Source organism: Burkholderiaceae bacterium (assembly GCA_024235995.1).
Classification (GTDB): Bacteria; Pseudomonadota; Gammaproteobacteria; order Burkholderiales; family Burkholderiaceae_C; genus Ottowia.
Genome location: JACKLI010000001.1, coordinates 117,455 through 138,750 on the forward strand (window position 1 = coordinate 117,455; position 21,296 = coordinate 138,750).

At 62.2% G+C, this 21,296-nt stretch carries 15 protein-coding genes and 4 pseudogenes; 17 read left to right on the top strand and 2 right to left on the bottom strand.

All coding sequences use genetic code 11. From position 1 onward, the window contains the following. Positions 1–6: 6 nt before the first annotated feature. On the bottom strand, positions 7–588 hold the full coding sequence (locus H6927_00570; GenBank protein MCP5216597.1) for an aminodeoxychorismate/anthranilate synthase component II: 582 nt from the start codon (positions 586–588) through the stop codon (positions 7–9). Between the two features lie 540 nt (positions 589–1,128). Here H6927_00570 and H6927_00575 point away from each other — a divergent pair. The 3 genes from H6927_00575 (at position 1,129) to H6927_00585 (ending at position 3,946) form a co-directional block, all read left to right on the top strand. Then, positions 1,129–1,482, top strand: coding sequence for a hypothetical protein (locus tag H6927_00575; GenBank protein ID MCP5216598.1), 354 nt, complete (start codon positions 1,129–1,131; stop codon positions 1,480–1,482). 129 nt (positions 1,483–1,611) lie between these two features. Then, the gene (locus tag H6927_00580; protein MCP5216599.1) at positions 1,612–3,138 is read left to right on the top strand and encodes an IS21 family transposase; all 1,527 of its coding nucleotides are present in this window, start codon (positions 1,612–1,614) and stop codon (positions 3,136–3,138) included. Then, positions 3,107–3,946 carry an ATP-binding protein gene (locus H6927_00585; protein MCP5216600.1) on the top strand — a complete coding sequence of 280 codons (840 nt, stop codon included), beginning with the start codon at positions 3,107–3,109 and terminating at the stop codon, positions 3,944–3,946. Before H6927_00580 ends, H6927_00585 begins: the two co-directional genes overlap by 32 nt. An 81-nt stretch (positions 3,947–4,027) precedes the next feature. Here H6927_00585 and H6927_00590 read toward each other — a convergent pair whose 3' ends face one another. After that, complete coding sequence (locus tag H6927_00590) at positions 4,028–4,666, bottom strand: TetR/AcrR family transcriptional regulator (GenBank protein MCP5216601.1); 639 nt, start codon at positions 4,664–4,666, stop codon at positions 4,028–4,030. Between the two features lie 451 nt (positions 4,667–5,117). Here H6927_00590 and H6927_00595 point away from each other — a divergent pair. From H6927_00595 to H6927_00660, 14 genes and pseudogenes are all read left to right on the top strand, one after another. Further along, positions 5,118–6,032: pseudogene (locus H6927_00595) on the top strand (TolC family protein). Between the two features lie 117 nt (positions 6,033–6,149). Then, positions 6,150–7,676, top strand: a complete 1,527-nt coding sequence (locus tag H6927_00600) for an IS21 family transposase (GenBank protein ID MCP5216602.1) — start codon at positions 6,150–6,152, stop codon at positions 7,674–7,676. After that, on the top strand, positions 7,645–8,484 hold the full coding sequence (locus H6927_00605; GenBank protein ID MCP5216603.1) for an ATP-binding protein: 840 nt from the start codon (positions 7,645–7,647) through the stop codon (positions 8,482–8,484). Before H6927_00600 ends, H6927_00605 begins: the two co-directional genes overlap by 32 nt. A gap of 75 nt (positions 8,485–8,559) precedes the next feature. Then, positions 8,560–9,849: pseudogene (locus tag H6927_00610) on the top strand (bifunctional enoyl-CoA hydratase/phosphate acetyltransferase). A gap of 43 nt (positions 9,850–9,892) precedes the next feature. Next, the gene (locus H6927_00615) at positions 9,893–10,645 is read left to right on the top strand and encodes an SDR family oxidoreductase (GenBank protein MCP5216604.1); all 753 of its coding nucleotides are present in this window, start codon (positions 9,893–9,895) and stop codon (positions 10,643–10,645) included. Between the two features lie 79 nt (positions 10,646–10,724). After that, entirely contained in the window at positions 10,725–11,963 is a 1,239-nt protein-coding gene (locus H6927_00620; GenBank protein MCP5216605.1) for an acetate/propionate family kinase, read from the top strand. Further along, on the top strand, positions 11,960–13,165 hold the full coding sequence (gene gltS / locus H6927_00625; protein ID MCP5216606.1) for a sodium/glutamate symporter: 1,206 nt from the start codon (positions 11,960–11,962) through the stop codon (positions 13,163–13,165). The genes H6927_00620 and gltS overlap by 4 nt, the downstream gene beginning before the upstream one ends. 143 nt (positions 13,166–13,308) lie before the next feature. Further along, positions 13,309–14,070: pseudogene (locus H6927_00630) on the top strand (poly-beta-hydroxybutyrate polymerase N-terminal domain-containing protein). Between the two features lie 51 nt (positions 14,071–14,121). Then, positions 14,122–15,141 (top strand): IS30 family transposase, encoded by a 1,020-nt coding sequence (locus H6927_00635; GenBank protein ID MCP5216607.1) that lies wholly within the window; start codon positions 14,122–14,124, stop codon positions 15,139–15,141. A gap of 10 nt (positions 15,142–15,151) precedes the next feature. Then, positions 15,152–16,174 (top strand): annotated as a pseudogene (locus H6927_00640) (alpha/beta fold hydrolase). 87 nt (positions 16,175–16,261) lie between these two features. Continuing rightward, positions 16,262–16,756 (top strand): universal stress protein, encoded by a 495-nt coding sequence (locus tag H6927_00645; protein ID MCP5216608.1) that lies wholly within the window; start codon positions 16,262–16,264, stop codon positions 16,754–16,756. After that, entirely contained in the window at positions 16,753–17,826 is a 1,074-nt protein-coding gene (locus H6927_00650; GenBank protein MCP5216609.1) for a lipid A deacylase LpxR family protein, read from the top strand. Before H6927_00645 ends, H6927_00650 begins: the two co-directional genes overlap by 4 nt. Before the next feature lie 203 nt (positions 17,827–18,029). Then, entirely contained in the window at positions 18,030–18,926 is an 897-nt protein-coding gene (locus H6927_00655) for a ribose-phosphate pyrophosphokinase (GenBank protein ID MCP5216610.1), read from the top strand. 38 nt (positions 18,927–18,964) lie between these two features. Next, on the top strand, positions 18,965–21,295 hold the full coding sequence (locus H6927_00660) for a xylulose 5-phosphate 3-epimerase (GenBank protein ID MCP5216611.1): 2,331 nt from the start codon (positions 18,965–18,967) through the stop codon (positions 21,293–21,295). Position 21,296: the final 1 nt, after the last annotated feature.

Sequence of the window (21,296 nt, forward strand, 5' to 3'; positions counted from 1 at the left end):
GGCCGCTCAGCCTCGATCGAGAAAGTTCTTCAGCATCGCATGGCCGTGCTCGGTCAGGATGCTCTCGGGGTGAAACTGCACGCCCTCCACGTCCAGCGTGCGGTGGCGCACGCCCTGGATCTCGCCGTCCTCGCTGGTGGCGCTCACCTGCAGGCAGTCGGGCACCGCATGGCGGTCGATCACCAGCGAATGGTAGCGGTTGACCGCGAACTGCCGGGGCAGGCCGGCAAACACGCCCTGCTGGTCGGTGGTGATGGTGCTGGTCTTGCCGTGCATCTGCGTGGGCGCGCGGACGATGGGCCCGCCGAAGGCCGCGCCGATGGCCTGGTGGCCCAGACACACGCCCAGGATGGGCAGCCGGCCGGCAAAGTGGCGGATGGCGGGCACCGACACGCCCGCCTCGCTCGGCGAGCAGGGCCCCGGGCTGATGCACAGGCGCTCGAAGGCGCCGCGCTGGAACAGGGCGTCCAGCTCATCCAGCGTCACCTCGTCGTTGCGCAGCGTGGTCACCTCGGCGCCCAGCTCGCCGAAGTACTGCACGATGTTGAAGGTGAAGCTGTCGTAGTTGTCGATCATCAGGAGTCTCATGATTCTAAGTCCTTGATTTCATTAATGTTTTCCATTACACACAACCTCCATTACCCACTTTATTACACACATCGACAGTTGATTGCGATGGACGAAGCGCGAGCATGTGCTGGCTCAAGGTAGCAAGGGCTCCTGAGAGATGTCTTGGCGTGCGCCAGTGCGGTGTACTGACGCAGCGACGGCGCCCGCATGCCAGGGCCAAGTGCTGAGACTGGGCGGACAGACCTACCCCTCGCGGCGACACAGCGCGCGGGGCATCAGTTCTACGACGGGGCTGGGGTGCCAAGGGCATCGGGCAATCTCCTCAAATCTTGGAGCCGCCGTGCCGGGGAGCCTTCTTGAAACCTTGCCTGCCGGTACGGCGGCAAGGTGCGGTCAAGACCGCAACGACATGCCGCTTCCTATTGGAAGCGCCACCACAGAGCGATGTTGGTCGAAGCGGTACGGGTCATGGACAGACCAAAGTGTTGAATTTAAAAGCCAGAACTCGGCCCGAGTACACCCGAACGGAATTCCAAAGTAAGCCTGGGGAATTTTACCATGAGCATGTTAGGCAAAGCCACTTCCTGGAATGCCAGGGCATTCATCACCCCGCCCATCTACCTCGGACCGGACGACAACACTTCCAGTCTCGAAACCAGAGAGCAAGTAGACCAACTGCTACGGACTTGTGAGCATCGAATCTCAGGTTGGCAGTCATCTGGACCTGCGCGGGTGATGCTATATCGCTATATCAGCATCCGGGGCAGATATGACACCGCCGGATTTTCTCTGCCGACCCTAGGTCCCGGAGAACAGAAGCCGTTGATCGCAGCTTCTGAAACCATCGCCGTATCAGACCATACCAAATCGGTTTTGCGGGGAACAGCGCAGCGCATGACGCTGGTACCGTGAGCGCCAATATCGAGTGTTGATTCATTTCCAAAGCTGGGCCATTTCGGGACGCATTCACGTTGAAATTTGAGCCACGTTGCCGCTCTATCCTGCTGAATTTTTCAGCACGGGGGAGCAGGAGTGATCAACGTGAGCACATTGAGCAAGTTACGCCGCCTCGTGCTGAGGCAGGACGTGTCGGTGCGCGAGGCCAGCCGGCGCCTGGGCATCTCGCGCAACACAGCCACCAAGTGGCTCAAAGACGGGCAGATGGCCGAACCCCGATACCCGCAGCGGGTGTCGGGCCCCAGCATCCTGGATCCGTACAAGGAGCAGTTGAGCCAATGGCTCAAGGCCGATAGCCATCGCAGCAAACGCGATCGACGCGGGATCAAGGCCATGTTTGAGGCGCTGCGCGCGCAGGGCTACAGCGGCAGCCGAGGGCCGGTCTACGCCTTTGCCCAGCGCTGGCAGCAAGAGCAAGGCAACGCTGCGCGTGGTGCGGGGTTCGTGCCGCTGAGCTTCGAGTTGGGCGAGGCGTTCCAGTTCGACTGGAGCTGCGAGTACCTGTTCATCGGCGGGCTGCGCCGCCGCCTGGAAGTGGCACACACCAAGCTGGCGGCCAGTCGCGCCTTCTGCCTGGTGGCGTACTACAGCCAAGCGCACGAGATGCTGTTCGATGCGCACGCACGGGCGTTCGCCCTCTTCGGTGGCGTGCCCCGGCGGGGCATCTACGACAACATGAAGACCGCTGTGGACAAGGTCGGCCATGGCAAACAGCGCAGCGTCAATGCACGCTTCGAGGCGATGACCGGGCACTACCTGTTCGAGCCGGAGTTCTGCAACCGGGCCGCCGGCTGGGAGAAGGGGGTCGTGGAGAAGAACGTTCAGGATCGGCGCAAGGACATCTGGCGTGAGGCCAGCGAGCGGCGCTGGGGGACGCTTGGTGAACTCAACGACTGGTTGCAGCAGGCCTGCGTGAAGGCCTGGGCTGAGATGAGTCACCCGGAATGGACTCAGCTCACGGTGGCCGATGTCTGGCAGGACGAACGTGCTCGTCTCATGCCCAACCCCCGTGCGTTTGATGGCTACGTGGAGCAGCCGGTACGGGTCTCTGCGACCGCACTGATCCACTTCCAGCGCAACCGCTACAGCGTGCCGTGTGAATGGATTCATGCGGTGGTCAGTCTGCGGGCCTACGCGGATGGCCTGCTGGTGGTCGGGCCCGATGGGCGACAGGTGCGCCTGGCGCGCAGCTTCGAACGTGATCAGACGCTCTACGACTGGATGCATTACATCGCGCTCATCGAGCGAAAGCCCGGCGCGCTGCGCAACGGCGCGCCCTTCAAGACCATGCCCGAGCCACTGCAGGAAATGCAGCGCCAGTTGCTGCGCCACAGCGGTGGCGACAGGGTGATGGCGCAGGTGCTCATGGGGGTGAGCCTGCATGGACTGGAGGCCGTGGTGGTGGCGGTAGAGCTGGCGCTGCAGTCCGGGCGGGTGAGTGCCGAGCACGTGCTCAACGTGCTCTCGCGTCTGAAGGAGCAGCGCGTGCCCGAGCCACCGGTGGCCACGATGCTCAAGCTCAACACGCCGCCACTGGCCAACCTGCAGCGCTACGACGCACTGCGCAACGTCCAGCCTCATGAGGCATCACCGGAGTCCGACCATGCATGACGTCATTGATGCCCTCAAAGCGCTGGGCCTGCACGGCATGGCCAGTGCCTGGCCGGAGGTACTGGGCACCGCCCGCATGAAGTCGCTGGATCATGAGGCCGTGCTGCACCAGCTCATCAAGGCCGAGACCGCTCAGCGTGAGGTGCGTTCCATGGCTTACCAGATGCGCGTGGCGCGCTTCCCTTCGCACCGTGACCTCGCCGGCTTTGACTTCGCCCACGCGCAGCTCGACGAAGCACTGGTGCGCCAGTTGCACACCCTTCGCTTCGTGGAGTCGGCGCACAACGTGGTGCTGGTTGGTGGCCCCGGCACGGGTAAAACCCACCTGGCCACGAGCCTGGGGATCGAGGCCATTCGCATGCATGGCAAGCGGGTGCGCTTCTTCTCAACGGTGGAGCTGGTCAACGCCCTGGAGCTGGAGAAGGCGCAGAACAAGGCCGGGCAAATGGCGCACCGCCTGATGTACGTCGATCTGGTGATCCTGGATGAACTGGGCTACCTGCCATTCACGCAGTCGGGCGGCGCGATGCTGTTCCACCTGCTCTCCAAACTCTATGAGCGAACGAGCGTGGTGATCACCACCAACCTCACCTTCTCGGAGTGGAGCAGCGTCTTTGGAGACGCCAAGATGACCACGGCCTTGCTTGACCGGCTCACGCACCATTGCCACATCGTCGAGACGGGCAACGAGAGCTGGCGATTCAAGCACTCCAGTGCCGCTGGCGCGGCTCCCCCAAAGCAACGCCCAAAGAGCCAGAAAGGAGATCGAAAAACAGCAGACCCGATAGACTTATCCACAACCGAATAGTCAAAGAATCCATCAACCCAGTGGCTCAATATTCAACGTGATCACTGGCTCAGTTGTGCTGATGAATCAACATCACTCCGCTCATTGAGGCTGCAAAAGCTCAAGCAACAGTTGCCGGTGCGCATCCCGTAACTGCACCAGCGAGATGGAAGGACTGCCCTTGGACAGCATCGAGGAACTCAGCCACAGCACTGCGGGCGCGAGCGCCAACGGGAAGAAGTGTTCGGTCAAGACGCCTGGGCGAATGACGCCTCGGCGTATGTTGCGGTGGATGATGGTCTGCGCCCGCTCTTTCAGCCCGAGCGCAACTTCGTTGTGCCAACGCTGCACCAGCTCTGGAGTTCGGGCGCTTTCGGCCAGAAGCAGCCGGTAGATCGACATCGTGGCAGGGGAGCTGAAGGTCGCGTACAGGCGATCCAGGTAGACATCTACCAGCTCTGGCAACGTCAGATCCTCATCCGGGAGCCAGCCCTGGAAATCACAAATCTGCTTCGTCGTACGTTCGAGCAAGGCGTGAAAAATTTCTTCCTTGCTTTTGAAGTGGGCATAGATGCCAGCCTTGGACAAGCCCGCGCATTCCGCCAGGCGCTCCATCGACACTGCGTTGTATGTCCGATCCGCGAATTCGACCAGGGCCGCGTCGAGTATTTCCTCTTTCCTGGCGGCAGAGGACAGGTAGGGGCGCTTGTTGTCTGGCGCGTCATCTTTATTGGGTGGCATTCAAAGGCTCTGTTCAAAGATCTGAGGGGTGTTCCCATGGGCCTGTCACCGGCTCTACCAAGAATCAGGGCCTTCCTTGAACCCAAGCCGGCAGCTCGAATTGACCTGCGTCAATGACCGACGAGCCCGCTGATTGCGGTTCTTGGATTGTAACGTATAATTGAAAGCAACCGTCCAGTCGTTTGTTTTCAGATTTCACAATGCAGATCAACACAGGGCGCGAGTGAACCCGGCACATCGGGTTACGACACAGGAAGAGCGCCCTATCAACCAGCCGGGGAACACGGGGATGCACATATCAACAAGGAGATGAAGTGGGCTTGACAGCACTTGCAAGCAAGAAAGTAGGGCCTGCGGACACCAGCCACGAACCCCGCATTGCGGGGGTGGCAGCCATTCCCTCCTCTGCGACCAGACCCTCTTCAGCCCGATACCTGTACGGAACGTGACCATGCTCCCAACTTCCCCGTTGTTTCCCGCGTTCAGATTGCGCGCTGCCTCGTTGGCCCTGAGCGCCGTCGTCTTGACCGGCTGCATGTCGCTCGCTCCGGCGCCAGACACCCCGCCATTGCCCGTGCCCGAAGCCTGGCCCGCGCATCTTGGATCAGGCACCGACGGCGCCCACGCGGGAGAGCTTGCCTGGCAGGCGTACTTCACCGACCCCCTGCTGCAACGCCTCATCGAGACTGCGCTGGAAAACAACCGCGACCTGCGCGTGGCCGCGCTGCGCGTCGAGGAAGCCAGCGCCACATTCCGCATTCAGCGCTCGGATCGTTTTCCTGCCATGGGCGTGGGCGCCCAAGGTGGACGCGCGCGGGTCCCTGGCGACCTGAACATGTCGGGCCGATCGCAGGTGGGCGGCGAGTACCGGGCCGAGGTGGGTTTGACCACCTGGGAACTGGATCTGTGGGGTCGGATCCGCAACCTGGAAGACGCCGCCCTGCAAACTTGGCTGGCTTCCGACGCGGCTCGCCAGGCCGTCCATTTGGCGCTGATCGCCCAGGTGGCAGACGGCTATCTTGGCCTGCGCGAGATCGACGAACGCGTGGCGATCGCACGGCAAACCGTGACCACCCGCGAGGAGTCCTATCGCATTTTCCGGCGCCGCGTCGAAGTCGGCTCGACCTCGAAGCTGGATCTCACACAGGTCCAGACCCTGCTGAACCAAGCTCAGGCGCTGCTGACGCAGCTTGAGCAGGCTCGCACCACGCAACTGCACGCCCTGGCACTGCTGGTAGGCGCTGATCCCGGCCCGCTGCCCGCCAAGGCACCCTTCGATGAAACGACGGTTCTGGCTGAGCTGCGGGCCGGTCTGCCTTCGGAGCTGCTGGTCAGTCGCCCGGACATCATTTCCGCCGAACACCAATTTGTTGATTCATTTCCAAAGCTGGGCCATTTCGGGACGCATTCACGTTGAAATTTGAGCCACGTTGCCGCTCTATCCTGCTGAATTTTTCAGCACGGGGGAGCAGGAGTGATCAACGTGAGCACATTGAGCAAGTTACGCCGCCTCGTGCTGAGGCAGGACGTGTCGGTGCGCGAGGCCAGCCGGCGCCTGGGCATCTCGCGCAACACAGCCACCAAGTGGCTCAAAGACGGGCAGATGGCCGAACCCCGATACCCGCAGCGGGTGTCGGGCCCCAGCATCCTGGATCCGTACAAGGAGCAGTTGAGCCAATGGCTCAAGGCCGATAGCCATCGCAGCAAACGCGATCGACGCGGGATCAAGGCCATGTTTGAGGCGCTGCGCGCGCAGGGCTACAGCGGCAGCCGAGGGCCGGTCTACGCCTTTGCCCAGCGCTGGCAGCAAGAGCAAGGCAACGCTGCGCGTGGTGCGGGGTTCGTGCCGCTGAGCTTCGAGTTGGGCGAGGCGTTCCAGTTCGACTGGAGCTGCGAGTACCTGTTCATCGGCGGGCTGCGCCGCCGCCTGGAAGTGGCACACACCAAGCTGGCGGCCAGTCGCGCCTTCTGCCTGGTGGCGTACTACAGCCAAGCGCACGAGATGCTGTTCGATGCGCACGCACGGGCGTTCGCCCTCTTCGGTGGCGTGCCCCGGCGGGGCATCTACGACAACATGAAGACCGCTGTGGACAAGGTCGGCCATGGCAAACAGCGCAGCGTCAATGCACGCTTCGAGGCGATGACCGGGCACTACCTGTTCGAGCCGGAGTTCTGCAACCGGGCCGCCGGCTGGGAGAAGGGGGTCGTGGAGAAGAACGTTCAGGATCGGCGCAAGGACATCTGGCGTGAGGCCAGCGAGCGGCGCTGGGGGACGCTTGGTGAACTCAACGACTGGTTGCAGCAGGCCTGCGTGAAGGCCTGGGCTGAGATGAGTCACCCGGAATGGACTCAGCTCACGGTGGCCGATGTCTGGCAGGACGAACGTGCTCGTCTCATGCCCAACCCCCGTGCGTTTGATGGCTACGTGGAGCAGCCGGTACGGGTCTCTGCGACCGCACTGATCCACTTCCAGCGCAACCGCTACAGCGTGCCGTGTGAATGGATTCATGCGGTGGTCAGTCTGCGGGCCTACGCGGATGGCCTGCTGGTGGTCGGGCCCGATGGGCGACAGGTGCGCCTGGCGCGCAGCTTCGAACGTGATCAGACGCTCTACGACTGGATGCATTACATCGCGCTCATCGAGCGAAAGCCCGGCGCGCTGCGCAACGGCGCGCCCTTCAAGACCATGCCCGAGCCACTGCAGGAAATGCAGCGCCAGTTGCTGCGCCACAGCGGTGGCGACAGGGTGATGGCGCAGGTGCTCATGGGGGTGAGCCTGCATGGACTGGAGGCCGTGGTGGTGGCGGTAGAGCTGGCGCTGCAGTCCGGGCGGGTGAGTGCCGAGCACGTGCTCAACGTGCTCTCGCGTCTGAAGGAGCAGCGCGTGCCCGAGCCACCGGTGGCCACGATGCTCAAGCTCAACACGCCGCCACTGGCCAACCTGCAGCGCTACGACGCACTGCGCAACGTCCAGCCTCATGAGGCATCACCGGAGTCCGACCATGCATGACGTCATTGATGCCCTCAAAGCGCTGGGCCTGCACGGCATGGCCAGTGCCTGGCCGGAGGTACTGGGCACCGCCCGCATGAAGTCGCTGGATCATGAGGCCGTGCTGCACCAGCTCATCAAGGCCGAGACCGCTCAGCGTGAGGTGCGTTCCATGGCTTACCAGATGCGCGTGGCGCGCTTCCCTTCGCACCGTGACCTCGCCGGCTTTGACTTCGCCCACGCGCAGCTCGACGAAGCACTGGTGCGCCAGTTGCACACCCTTCGCTTCGTGGAGTCGGCGCACAACGTGGTGCTGGTTGGTGGCCCCGGCACGGGTAAAACCCACCTGGCCACGAGCCTGGGGATCGAGGCCATTCGCATGCATGGCAAGCGGGTGCGCTTCTTCTCAACGGTGGAGCTGGTCAACGCCCTGGAGCTGGAGAAGGCGCAGAACAAGGCCGGGCAAATGGCGCACCGCCTGATGTACGTCGATCTGGTGATCCTGGATGAACTGGGCTACCTGCCATTCACGCAGTCGGGCGGCGCGATGCTGTTCCACCTGCTCTCCAAACTCTATGAGCGAACGAGCGTGGTGATCACCACCAACCTCACCTTCTCGGAGTGGAGCAGCGTCTTTGGAGACGCCAAGATGACCACGGCCTTGCTTGACCGGCTCACGCACCATTGCCACATCGTCGAGACGGGCAACGAGAGCTGGCGATTCAAGCACTCCAGTGCCGCTGGCGCGGCTCCCCCAAAGCAACGCCCAAAGAGCCAGAAAGGAGATCGAAAAACAGCAGACCCGATAGACTTATCCACAACCGAATAGTCAAAGAATCCATCAACCCAGTGGCTCAATATTCAACGTGATCACTGGCTCAGTTGTGCTGATGAATCAACACACATGTTCGCGCTGCAATCGGGCGATGTGGATCCAGAACCTGCTGTGTCCTCAAGCGCTCGGGGCACCACGGAGGCCATTTGTGCAAACGCCCTGATCTCGGCTGTGCTGAGCACACGCCTGCCGGGGCCTGGAACCCGCTATGTCAACCAGAATCTGTGCTTCCTCGGGGCCGTTCGACCCGGCGACAGGCTGACCGTGCGGATGCAGGTGACCAGCAAGGACACGGCCAACCACCATGTCACGCTGGCCTGCACCTGCACCAACCAGGAGGGGGTAGCGGTTTTCCAAGGCCAGGTAGAGGTCGTGGCGCCCACCGAACGCTTGGAACGAACGCGCACCGTGTTGCCGGAAATCCACCCGAATGCGCAGGGCCGCACAGGCCTGCAAAGCCTGCTGGCGCACGTCGCGCACTTGCAACCGATTCGGGTGGCCGTCGCCCATCCCTGCGATGCCCCCAGTCTGTCCGCTGCGCTCGAAGCACGCCACGCGGGGTTGATCGAACCGGTGCTGGTCGGATCACGGGCGCGGCTGGAAGCAGTCGCCACAGAGGCCGGGCTGGATCTGGCCGACGTCACCATTGTGGACACACCCCACAGCCACGCCGCCGCGCAGCAAGCCGTAGCCTTGGCGGCCAATGGCGAAGTCGAAGCCCTGATGAAAGGGAGTCTGCACACCGACGAACTGATGTCCGCGCTGGTTTCGGCAGCAGCGGGGTTGCGCACCAAGCGCCGGGTCAGCCATTGCTTTTTGCTACAGACACCGGCCTATCCGCGCCCGTTCATCGTCACCGATGCAGCGATCAATATCGCCCCGACTCTGGAACAGAAGGCAGACATCATCCGCAACGCCATCGAGCTGGCGCAGGTGATCGGCGTGCGCGAACCCAAGGTCGCAATCCTGGCCGCAGTCGAGACGGTCAGCCCGACGATGACGGCCACGCTGGACGCTGCGGCGCTGTGCAAGATGGCCGATCGCGGCCAGATCACTGGCGGCCTGCTCGACGGGCCGCTGGCCTTCGACAACGCCGTCTCCATCGCCGCTGCGCGTATCAAGGGGATCGTTTCCGAGGTCGCCGGGCAAGCTGACATCCTCGTCGTGCCTGACCTGGAGAGCGGCAACATGCTTGCCAAGCAGTTGATCTTCATGGGCGGCGCAGCCAGCGCCGGGATCGTTCTTGGAGCCAAGGTGCCAGTCATTCTGACCAGCCGCGCCGACTCGCGTGATACACGCATCGCCTCATGCGCGATCGCACTGATGCTGGCCCACCACTATCGGCTGTCACCCCCTTGAGCGGACTTGTTAGCAACTTAACCACCCCTTTGGAGGAAACACCATGCAGTACTCATTCTCTGGCCGCGTAGCCCTGGTCACCGGTGCAGGGTCTGGCATTGGCGAGGCCATTGCCCGGCTGCTTGCAAGCAACGGCCTGAATGTCGTCGTCTCCGATGTCAGCGCCGACAATGCGCAGCGCGTCACCAGCCTCATCAACGCCGAGGGCGGCCACGCCGTGGCCAACGTGGCCGACGTGGCATGCATCGATGAGGTCCAGGCTGCCGTGGCCTGCGCGGTCGATACGTTCGGCGACCTTCATTTTGCCGTCAACAACGCCGGTATCGGTGGCGACCAGAGCCCGGCGGGAGAACTGGACCCTGCCGCCTGGCGCCGGGTGATCGATGTCAACCTGAACGGCGTGTTCTATGGCCTGCGCCATCAGATTCCCGCCATCCTGCGCTCGGGAGGCGGCGCCATCGTCAACGTCTCCTCCATCCTGGGGGTGGTGGGCGACGCAGCGAACCCTGCGTACGTCGCAGCCAAACATGGCGTGACCGGGCTGACCCGCTCGGCAGGACTGGCCTATGCGTCCAAGGGAATCCGGATCAATTCGATTCATCCCGGTTACGTGCGTACGCCCATCCTGGATTTCCTGGATGAATCGGCCCTCCAAGAGGCCGTTGGCCTGCATCCGATCGGTCGCCTGGGTACACCGGACGAAATCGCCCATGCCGTGGCGTTTTTGCTGTCGGAAGGAAGCAGCTTCCTTGTGGGCACCCAGCTCATCGCCGATGGCGGCTACACGGCGCGCTGAGTCTGAAGACGATGAGACAGCAGACACCCCCGCACACCTCGGCGAAGTCGCGCGGACGGCGCGCAGAGAGGACGACCTGATGGACGTCACCATGGCCCGCTCCGGGCGCCGCGAACACGGACTGATCCTTGTGCTGAACTGCGGTTCATCCAGCATCAAGTTTGCGGTGTTCGATTCCTCGGCCGCGCCACTGCCGCGTCAGGCATTGTGGAATGGCAAGGTGCAGGGAATCGGCGGCGCCAACCCGGATTTCGGAGAGACCGGAGTTGCGCCGTTCTCGATCGAACTGGACACGGCACATCCGTATCGCGCCGCACTGCGCCTCATCCGCGATCGTGTCAGCCGGCGGCTCGACGGCCGCCGGATCGGTGCGGTCGCCCATCGTATCGTCCACGGCGGCAGTAAATACTTCATGCCCGTGCGCGTGGACGCGAATGTCCTGGCCGACCTCAAGGGCTACATTCCTCTGGCCCCGCTGCACCAGCCATTCGCGCTCGAAGCCGTGGAGATCCTGCTGCGGGAGCAGCCAGATCTGCCACAGATGGCCTGCTTCGACACGGCCTTCCACCACACTTTGCCCCAGGTCGAGAAGGTCCTGCCGTTGCCCTATGCCGCATGGGAGCGCGGTCTGCGTCGGTACGGGTTTCACGGCCTGTCGTATGAGTACATGGCAGTGGCCTTGCCCGAACGCCATGGCGACGCCGCGCGCGGTCGCACCGTCGTTGCCCATCTGGGCAGTGGCGCCAGTCTGTGCGCCATGCGTGGACTCAAAAGCGCGGCCACCACCATGGGCTTCTCCGCGCTTGACGGCCTGATGATGGGCACCCGCACCGGCGCGCTCGATCCGGGTGCGGTGCTCTACCTGATGGAAATCGAGAAGCTCTCACTGGAGCAAGTGGGGCGCGTCCTCTATCACGAGTCCGGCCTGCTCGGCGTTTCGGGAATCTCGGCCGAGCCGCGCGTCATTGTCGGACACGAGAACGATGCAGGCGAAACGGGGGAGCGAGCGCGCTTGGCACTGGCCCTTTACGTGCGCCGCATCGTACGCGAGATCGGGGCCTTGGTCGCCGTGCTGGGTGGCCTGGACATGCTGGTGTTCACGGCGGGTGTCGGTGAACACAATGCGTTCATTCGCGAGCGCATCTGTGCGGCGCTGGGCTTTTTGGGCATTGCCTTGGATACCGATGCCAACGCCAGCCACGCGGCGAAGATTTCCAGCGATCACAGTCAGGTCACCGTGGCGGTCGAGCCCACCAACGAAGAGTGGATAGCCGCCAGCCATGCGCTGTCCTGCCTGGACAGGGAGAAGGCGCGATGACGATCGATGCCTTCCATGGATTCACGCTCGCCATCCTGCTGTTGTTCGTGGGCAAGGGCTTGGTTGCGCGTTGGGGCATCTTGCGTCGATACAGCATCCCGGAATCCCTGGTGGGCGGCTTGGCCTGCGCCCTGGTTGTCTTCGCCCTGTACTACGGTGCGGGGATCGTCATCAGTTTCGATCTCGAAGCGCGTGACGCGCTGCTGCTGTACTTCTTTGCGGCCATTGGCCTGGGTACCGACGCCCGCACGCTGCGCCATGGTGGACGGCCCTTGCTGATCCTGTCGGGGTTGGCCATCGGGTTCATGGTGCTGCAGAACCTGGCCGGGATGGAGATGGCACGCGCCTTCGGCCTGGATCCGCGCACCGGGCTGATGGTGGGATCGATTTCCCTGACAGGAGGCGTGGGCACCACCTTGGCCTGGTCCGATCACTTCGTTCACAACCTCGGCATTGCGCAAGCGCAGGAACTGGGATTGGCAGCGAACATGATCGGCCTGATCGCGGCCTGCACCATCGGGGGCCCAGTCGCAAGCTTGCTCATGCGTAGGCATCGGCTTCAAGCCTCTGGGGACAGCGCCCTGGAAATTGGCACGCTGCACAGGGATGAGCAGCATGCCCGCCTGGACTACTACGGCCTGCTGCTGGCATTGCTCTGGCTCAACTTCGCCTTGATGTTGGGATACGGAATCAATGCCTTGGTCGCGCGTACCGCCGTCACGCTGCCCGCCTTTGTGGGCTGCCTGCTGGCCGGAATTCTCCTGCGCATGGCGGCCGACTGGATGAGGCCAAGTGGGCGCGGACGTTTATGGAACTGGCCGAGCATGCAGCCAGGCATCGCCCTGGTTTCCGACATGTCATTGGGCCTGTTTCTGACCATGGCGCTGATGGGACTCAGGCTCTGGGAACTGCAGCCCGTGCTCGCCTTCATCACGGCGGCGATGCTGGTGCAGATTGCCTTGGTCATCGCATTCGTTTTGCTGATTGTTTTTCGGGCAATGGGCAAGGATTACCAAGCCGCCGTGGTGTGCGCGGGTTTCGGCGGTATTGCGCTGGGATCTACCGCCACTGCCATCGCCAACATGACGGCGGTGACTCGGGAGCATGGTGCGGCACGCGAGGCGTTCATTGTGGTGCCCTTGGTATGTGGGTTCGTCATCGATATTGCGAACGCACTGGTAATCAGCCTGATGGCCGGTTAGGCGAAGCGAAACAGCGGAGCGAGCTGGCAGATGGATACATCGCTGACGCGCTGGCGAGGCGTCGTCGCCCAGGAAATCGCAATCGACTCCCGTTTTCAAGCAAGGGGCTCTTTCTACTTGTGCAGAAATAGAGGTAATACGCTTTGACGAATAAAAAGAACGGCAATATCGACTCAGCCATCAATCCGAAGTTGGATGGGGATGCCCATGTCGCTTGGGCACAGGCTTGGTCGTCTATTTCGCCGGAGACATCGTTGCTCGCGTGGGTGGACTGGGCGAGCCATTTAGCAAACAGTCCTGGCAAGCAAGCCGAGCTTTTGGCGTTTGCAGCCTCCCTGTCCGAGCAATGGATGGCCGTATTGAAGAAGAATCCGGCCAACCCGGACCGGGGAGCCACCGCTCCTGACCGGTCACCTGTCAATGACCGCCGCTTCAACGATCCTGCATGGGATCAATGGCCCTACGACCTTTTCCGCAGTTCATTCGTCAATCAGACCAAATGGTGGGAGCAGGCCACGCAGGGGGTGTGGGGAGTGGATCCGAAACACCAACGCCTGCTGGCGTTTGGCGCCAAACAGTGGCTGGAAATGCTTTCGCCCGCCAACGCTGCGGTTTTCAACCCCGTTGTCCTGAAAAGAACCATCGCAGAGCAAGGCGCCAATCTAGCGCGGGGGACGTCCAACTTTCTCGACGACTTGCGTCGGCAACTATCCGGCCAGCCTCCCGCGGGAACGGAGAACTTCGTCGTTGGGCGCGACGTAGCGGTCACGGAAGGAAAAGTCGTTCTGAGAAATCGACTGATCGAACTGATTCAGTACACGCCCACTACCGAGAAAGTCCATCCCGAACCGATCCTGATCATTCCTGCCTGGATCATGAAGTACTACGTACTGGATCTGTCACCGGGCGATCTCAATTTTGAAGTGCAACACCCTCACATGAGGTAAGTTGCACCGATGGGAACACGATACAAACAACTGCAGGCTGAAGAGCGCATGACGCTGAGCTCGCTGCACCAGCAAGGCTGGAGCCTTCGGGCCATGGGGCGACTGATGGGGCGCAGCCCCAGCACCCTGTGTCGCGAACTGCGGCGCAACAGCAGCGATAGCGGCTACGCCAGCAGCAGCGCCCACCACGCATATCTGAAGCGCCGCATCGATGCCCGACCCTTGCCCAAGCTGCATGCCGATGGCGCTTTGTGGCAGACGGTTTGCACGCTGCTCAGCTGGTGCTGGTCGCCACAGCAAATTGCCAGCACACTCAGGCGCATGCATCCCGATGAGCCCGCCTGGCACGTCTCGCACGAGACGATCTACGACACCATCTACGCCTACCCACGCGGGGAGCTGCGCCGCCAGCTCATCGCCTTGCTGCGCCAAGGCAAGAGCACGCGCAGGCCCCGCTCTGCGGGCCAGGATCGACGAGGGAAGATCCCTGACATGGTGAGCATCCATGTGCGCCCGCCCGAGATCGAAGACCGCCTGATGCCCGGGCACTGGGAGGGCGATCTGATCAAGGGTGCGGGCAACCAGTCTGCGGTCGGTGTGCTGGTGGAGCGTACAACGCGTCTTGTGCTGCTGTGCAAGATGCAGAGCAGCACGGCAGAAAGTGCGCTGGCGGCGTTCTCGGCCAAGCTCAATGCGGTGGCTGCGCCGCTGCGCAAAACGCTCACCTACGACCAGGGTCGGGAGATGGCGCGGCACAAGGCGCTCAGTGAGGCCACGGGCGTGAAGGTGTACTTTTGCGATCCGCACAGTCCTTGGCAAAAGGGCAGTTGCGAGAACACCAACGGATTGCTGCGCCAGTTCCTGCCCAAGGGCACCGATCTGTCGGTGCATGACCAAGATGCGCTGGACTCGATTGCCGACTTGATGAACAACCGACCCAGGCAGACGCTGGGATGGGACAGTCCCTACCAAGCTTTCAAGCGCATCATGACGGCCATCAGCGAGAAAGATTCGGCTACGATTCATTGATTCTCAACCACTGGTGTTGCACTTCAGAGTTGAGATCGCCCCGCATAACTCGCTGATACGGTATCTGGTTGCGCAAGGGCATACGGTTTTTTGCATCTCCTGGAGAAATCCGGATGCTGAGGATCGAGATTTGGGCATGGATGAGTACCTGGAGTTCGGCCTGCATGCAGCGCTGGACGCTGTGACTTCCGTCGTCCCCGGGCATGGAGTCCACGCGGCTGGTTATTGCCTGGGCGGAACGCTACTGGCCATTGGTGCTTCAGCCATGGCGCGTGATGGCGATACGCGGCTGGTGTCGGTAAGCCTGCTTGCCGCACAGACGGACTTCAGCGAACCGGGCGAGCTGAGTCTTTTCATCAACGAGAGTCAAGTGGCGCTGTTGGAAGCCAGCATGGCTCAAACCGGTTATTTGACCTCCGACCAGATGAGCGGAGCTTTTCAGCTACTGCGTTCCTACGATCTCATATGGTCTCGCATGATTGACGAATACCTATTGGGCGATCGCCGGGCAATGACCGACCTGATGGCTTGGAATGCCGATGGGACTCGCCTCCCCGCGAAGATGCATTCGCAGTATCTCCGACGCCTTTACCTGAATAACGATCTCAGCGCGGGGCGTTATCCCGTCACGGGTCGCCCCGTTTCAGTGGGAGACATCGCTGTACCGGTGTTTTGCGTCGGCACTGCCTCGGATCATATTGCGCCTTGGCGCTCGGTTTACAAGCTGCATCTCCTGTCTTCGGCCGAGCTGACTTTCGTGCTGACCACTGGAGGACACAACGGCGGCATCGTGAGCGAGCCCGGCCGAGGTAACCGCCAATATCAAATCCATACCCGCGCGGCCGGTGATGGATACATGGCGCCGGATGAGTGGCAAGCGACGATGCAGACGCATCCGGATTCCTGGTGGCCCGCATGGTCGGCGTGGCTGCGAGAGCGTTCCGGTGATGTTGTTGCGCCTCCGCTCATAGGTGCTGAATCCAGTGGATACCCCACTGTTTGCGACGCCCCAGGGGAATATGTACGCAACTGAATAAGCGTATCCCGCGTCCGCTATTGCGACACGGTATACGCAATATCTGTTCGTCATCCCGTTCTACTCTGATAACTGGAGACATTCATGTACTCAAGAATCCTGGTTCCGCTCGACGGAAGTCCTACTGCCGATTTGGCGCTCCACCACGCTGCGGTGCTGGCACGCCTGAATGGCGCAACCATCGTCTTGCTGCACGTCATCGAGGAGATGAAGCACAGCAACGGCTTCGAGAGGCCGAGGATCTATATTGAAGAAGTGAGGCCGGGCTTCCTGGCGGCCGGGCAGAAGCTGCTGGACGAGGCGGCGCTGCGGCTGAGGCAGGAAGGCCTGGCGGTTGAGACCGTCCTTCTGGAAAGCAAGGGCGAGCGCGTCTCGGTGCTCATCGCTCAGCAGGCACTGACCACTCAATGCGAGTTGGTGGTGTTGGGTACTCACGGACGCCGGGGCGTGGACAGGCTGCTGATGGGAAGCGATGCAGAGCAGCTCGCTCGCATCGCACCAGTTCCGGTGATGCTGGTGCGCCAGCCCCAATCGGTCATTGCGACTGCAACCCCTGGGCAGGGTGGCACGCCAGCGTGACGAAGGTTCAGTCCACCGACCAAACTGAATGGAGGCTGAAAGTCGCAGCCCCCTTGCTGCTGCTATTGCTGAGCGCCTCCGCACAGGCCCAGTCCTGCCACCAGGACAACCCGCTGCGCTCAACGGGAACGCTCAATCTGCGGATCGACAACGACATGTTCGGCGGCATTGGACAAGACCAAGGGTACTCCAACGGGTTTCTCGCCAGTTGGGTTTCCCCCAACCTCGTGGACTATAGCGATGACCCTTGTCTACCGCGTCTCGTCCGTGGGCTGAATCGCTTTCTCACGATGCTCCAACCCCAAGGCTTCGACGAACAGAACATGACCATCGGCTTCGGGCAGATGATGTACACCCCGAACGACAAAACGCGCAGCGATCTCATCAAGGATGATCGTCCTTTCGCGGGCGCCTTGATGTTGAGCCTTGGCTATAACGCGAGGCGGGGCGATACGCTGCGCACTTCGCAACTCCGCGTGGGGGTGGTGGGGCCCTCCTCCCAGGCCAGGCAAGTCCAGAACTGGTGGCATGACACCGTCGGAGTGGACAGATTCAATGGCTGGAGACATCAACTGCGCGACGAACCCGTGCTGCAGTTGCTCCACGAACGCCGAACACGAGTCATCAGGCAAGAAAACGTCAGCGGTTGGGGTTGGGATCTGACCCGCCACTGGGGCGGCAGCTTGGGCAATTTCGCCACCTACGCGAATGTCGGCGGAGAACTGCGCTATGGCCTACGCCTGCCGGACGACTTAGGCACCGCACCGCTGCGCCCGGCTGGAGAAAACACCTCGCCCGTGCGTAAGACCGCTGGCAGCAACTGGAACGGGCACCTGTTCGTGGCACTCGACGGTCGCTGGGTTTTGCACGACATCACGTTGGACGGCAATACGTTCAAGTCCAGTCATAGTGTTGATAAACGGCCATTCGTGGCCGATGTGGGCTATGGCATCGCGATGACTCAGGGCAACTGGCGCATCGCGATAGCCCGCTACCACCGCACCCGCGAATTTCGTGGACAAAAGGAAATCCCGGTCTACGGAACGATCACCGTAGGACGGCGATTCTGATGCAGATCGATTCCTTGAACGCCATGCAAGCCACTCTGTTGCTGTTCATGACAAGAGCCTGGTTGCTTGTGGAGCTACCACGTCGACGCAGTACTGCCAATGCCGTCGTCATTAGCCAGTTGGCAAGGTGAACACAGCGAGCTGAACGATAAGGCACCCGCGCTCGATAAGAGACCAAGGACAACAAATAAGGAGATAAATGGATGCAACGACTCACCCTGGCCCTACCCGGCAATGAAGATCTGGCCCGCGGCATCGCGCAGGCATGCGGCAGCGAAGCCGGCCGCATCGAAACGCGCCGATTCCCCGATGGCGAGAGCTATGTCCGGTTGCATGGCGAACCTGCCGATCGGATCGTGGATGTGATTTGCACGCTGGCCCATCCTGATCCGCAGTTCCTGCTTCTGGCTTTTGCCGCTGACGCGGCGCGCGAACTTGGCGCGCAAGAGGTGAACCTGATCGCACCGTATCTGGCCTACATGCGCCAGGACAAGCGATTCCATGACGGAGAAAGCGTGACGTCGCGGTCCTTCGCACGTCTGGTCTCATCGACCTTCGACAAGCTGCTCACGGTGGATCCGCATCTGCACCGCTATCCGACACTATCAGCGGTCTACACGATCCCCACCATCACCTTGCATGCCGCACCACTGCTGGCCGACTGGATCGCGAATCATGTCGAAGAACCTTTGATCGTGGGCCCCGACGAGGAAAGCGAGCAGTGGGCCGGCGCCATCGCGTCCCGCATCGGCGTACCGCACGCTGTGCTTCGCAAGACACGCCATGGCGATCGCAGCGTGGACATCGATGTTCCCGACCTGTCGATCTGGCGCGGCAGAACGCCGGTGCTTGTGGACGACATCGCATCATCAGGCCGCACGCTCGCCGTCGCGGCGCGCAAGCTCGCCGAGCAAGGAATGCGCAAGCCGGAGTGCGTAGTGGTGCATGCCCTGTTCGCCGAGGATGCCTGGGCCCAATTGACACCGTTGTTTGCCCGAATTACGTCCACCGACGCAGTACCGCATCCGAGCAACCGGATTGGTCTCGCTTCGCTGATTGCCGACGCTCTCTCTAGCGGGAAAACCGATCCGCGAGGCTGATCTTTTTATCGATCCAACTATTTTCAAGGAGACCTGAAATGTCCTCTCAAGCTAACCTCGCAACCGATTGGCGTGCTGGTTACGGGCCCATCGCGCACAGGTCTGAAACCATCGAACGTATGCAGGCCCTAGTGCAACGTCTGGTCGCGCAAAGGCGTATAGCAGACGAAGCCTCGGCCCATGCGCTGCTGGCTGCAGCCGACCGGGTGGCCTGCACGGCCATGAGCGTAGTGGCGCATATGACCTATGCCCGGCGCATCGACCGAAGCGGCTGCCCACTGGGCTCCGATGATTTCAAACAAACGCCCGAAGGCCACACCGGCGGCTCGCTCAACATGGTGCCAGCCTTCGTGGGTTATCTGTTGGCCAACGCGCTGACCGGGACGACACGCGGCTGGCTCATGGGGCAGGGGCACTGCGTGGCCGCGATCGAGGCGGTGAACGCACTGACCGGCGATGTATCCGCCGCCCAGCGTGGACGCTACGACCGCAGCGAGGCGGGCCTGTCGCGTTTGATCGCGGACTTCTACTCCTATGCCATCGATAAGCAGGGTCGGCCCGCGGTACCGCTGGGTAGCCATGCCGGGCCGAACACGGCCGGCGCGATCTCCGAAGGCGGCTATCTGGGGTTCGCCGGGCTGCAGTATGTGCACACGCCGTTGCCGGGAGAAAGCCTGGTGGCATTCCTCAGTGATGGCGCTTTCGAGGAACACCGTGGCTCGGACTGGGCGCCGCGCTGGTGGCGCGCCGAGGACTGCGGCTTCGCCATCCCGGTCATGATTCTCAACGGACGGCGCATCGAGCAGCGCACCCAGATCGTGCAGGAAGGTGGCGCTACCTGGCTGGCCGAAGATCTGCGCCACAACGGCTTCGATCCCGTCATCGTTGATGGACGTGATCCGATGGCGATCGCATGGGCCATTGTTGAAGCCGAAGACACGCTGAGCGCCTTCGCCGCACGCTCGGATCGGCGCTATCCGGTCAAGCTGCCCTACGTGATCGCCGAGACGGAGAAAGGTTTTGGCTTCCCGGGCGCGGCGACCAATGCCGCCCACAACCTGCCGCTGAACGGCAATCCGCGCGAGGATGCGCAGGCACGCGAGGCCTTCAACGCAGGGGCTGCGGCGCTGTTCGTGCCCGAGAGCGAACTGGAAAACGCGCTCACCGTCCTTGCGAATCACGGCCAGAGCCAGCGCTCGCGCGAAAGCGAGCACCCCATGGCCCTACGCCATCCAGCGAGCCCTCATCTGCCGATGCCGGCCTGGGCGCCAACGGAGGTATCGGGCAGCGCCATGTCCGCACTGGACCGTTGGTTCGTGGAGCTGGTGCAGGCAAATCCACAGTTGCGCATCCGGATCGGCAATCCCGACGAACTGGCCAGCAACAAGATGGGGGCCACTCTGGCGCTGCTCAAGCACCGCGTCAACGTGCCCGAACCCGGCGTCCCGGAATCGACGGATGGCTCGGTGGTCACCGCACTCAATGAAGAAGCCGTTGCGGCCGCCGCCCTCGCCAACAAAGGGGGGCTGAACCTGATCGTCAGCTACGAGGCATTCGCGGTCAAGATGCTTGGATTGATGCGCCAGGAGATCATCTTCGCGCGTCGGCAGAAGGAGCTGGGCCAGCCGCCAGGCTGGATCTCCGTCCCGCTGATCGTCACATCCCACACCTGGGAGAACAGCAAGAACGAGCAGTCACACCAGGACCCGACCATTGGCGAAGCATTGCTGGGGGAGATGTCGGACACCGCACGCGTGTTGTTCCCGGTGGATGAAAACACGGCGTGCGCCGCGTTGCGAGCGGTCTACGCCAGCCGCGGCCAAGTGGCTTGTGTGGTGGTCTCCAAGCGCGACACGCCGAATCACTTCAGTGCCGCCGCGGCTCAATCGCTGATCGAGCATGGAGCAGCCCATGTAGCCGGCGATCCGTCCACCGCACAACTGCAATTCGTAGCGATTGGCGCCTACCAGTTGGAGGAAGCGCTCAAAGCCCATGCCCGCCTGGAGCACCATGGGCTTGCGTCGTGCATCACCGTGGTGGTCGAGCCCGGCCGTCTACGCATTCCGCGAGACGAACTTGAGGCCGCCTTCGTGCTCGGTGACGAATCCCTGCAAGCGCTCTTCCCGCCTCACCTGCCGCGCGTGTTGATAAGCCATACCCGCCCTGAGCCGATGCTGGGCGTGCTTCGCCGCATTGACAGCGGCCCTTCGAAGACGCGGGCTTTGGGCTACATCAACCACGGCGGCACCCTCGATGTGGCTGGAATGCTGATCGCCAATCGATGCACCTGGGTGGATGCCATCTATGCCGCTGCGCAAGTGACCGGCTGGAACAGTTCGCAGGCTGCTGCTGCCGCGACCGACGCGTGAA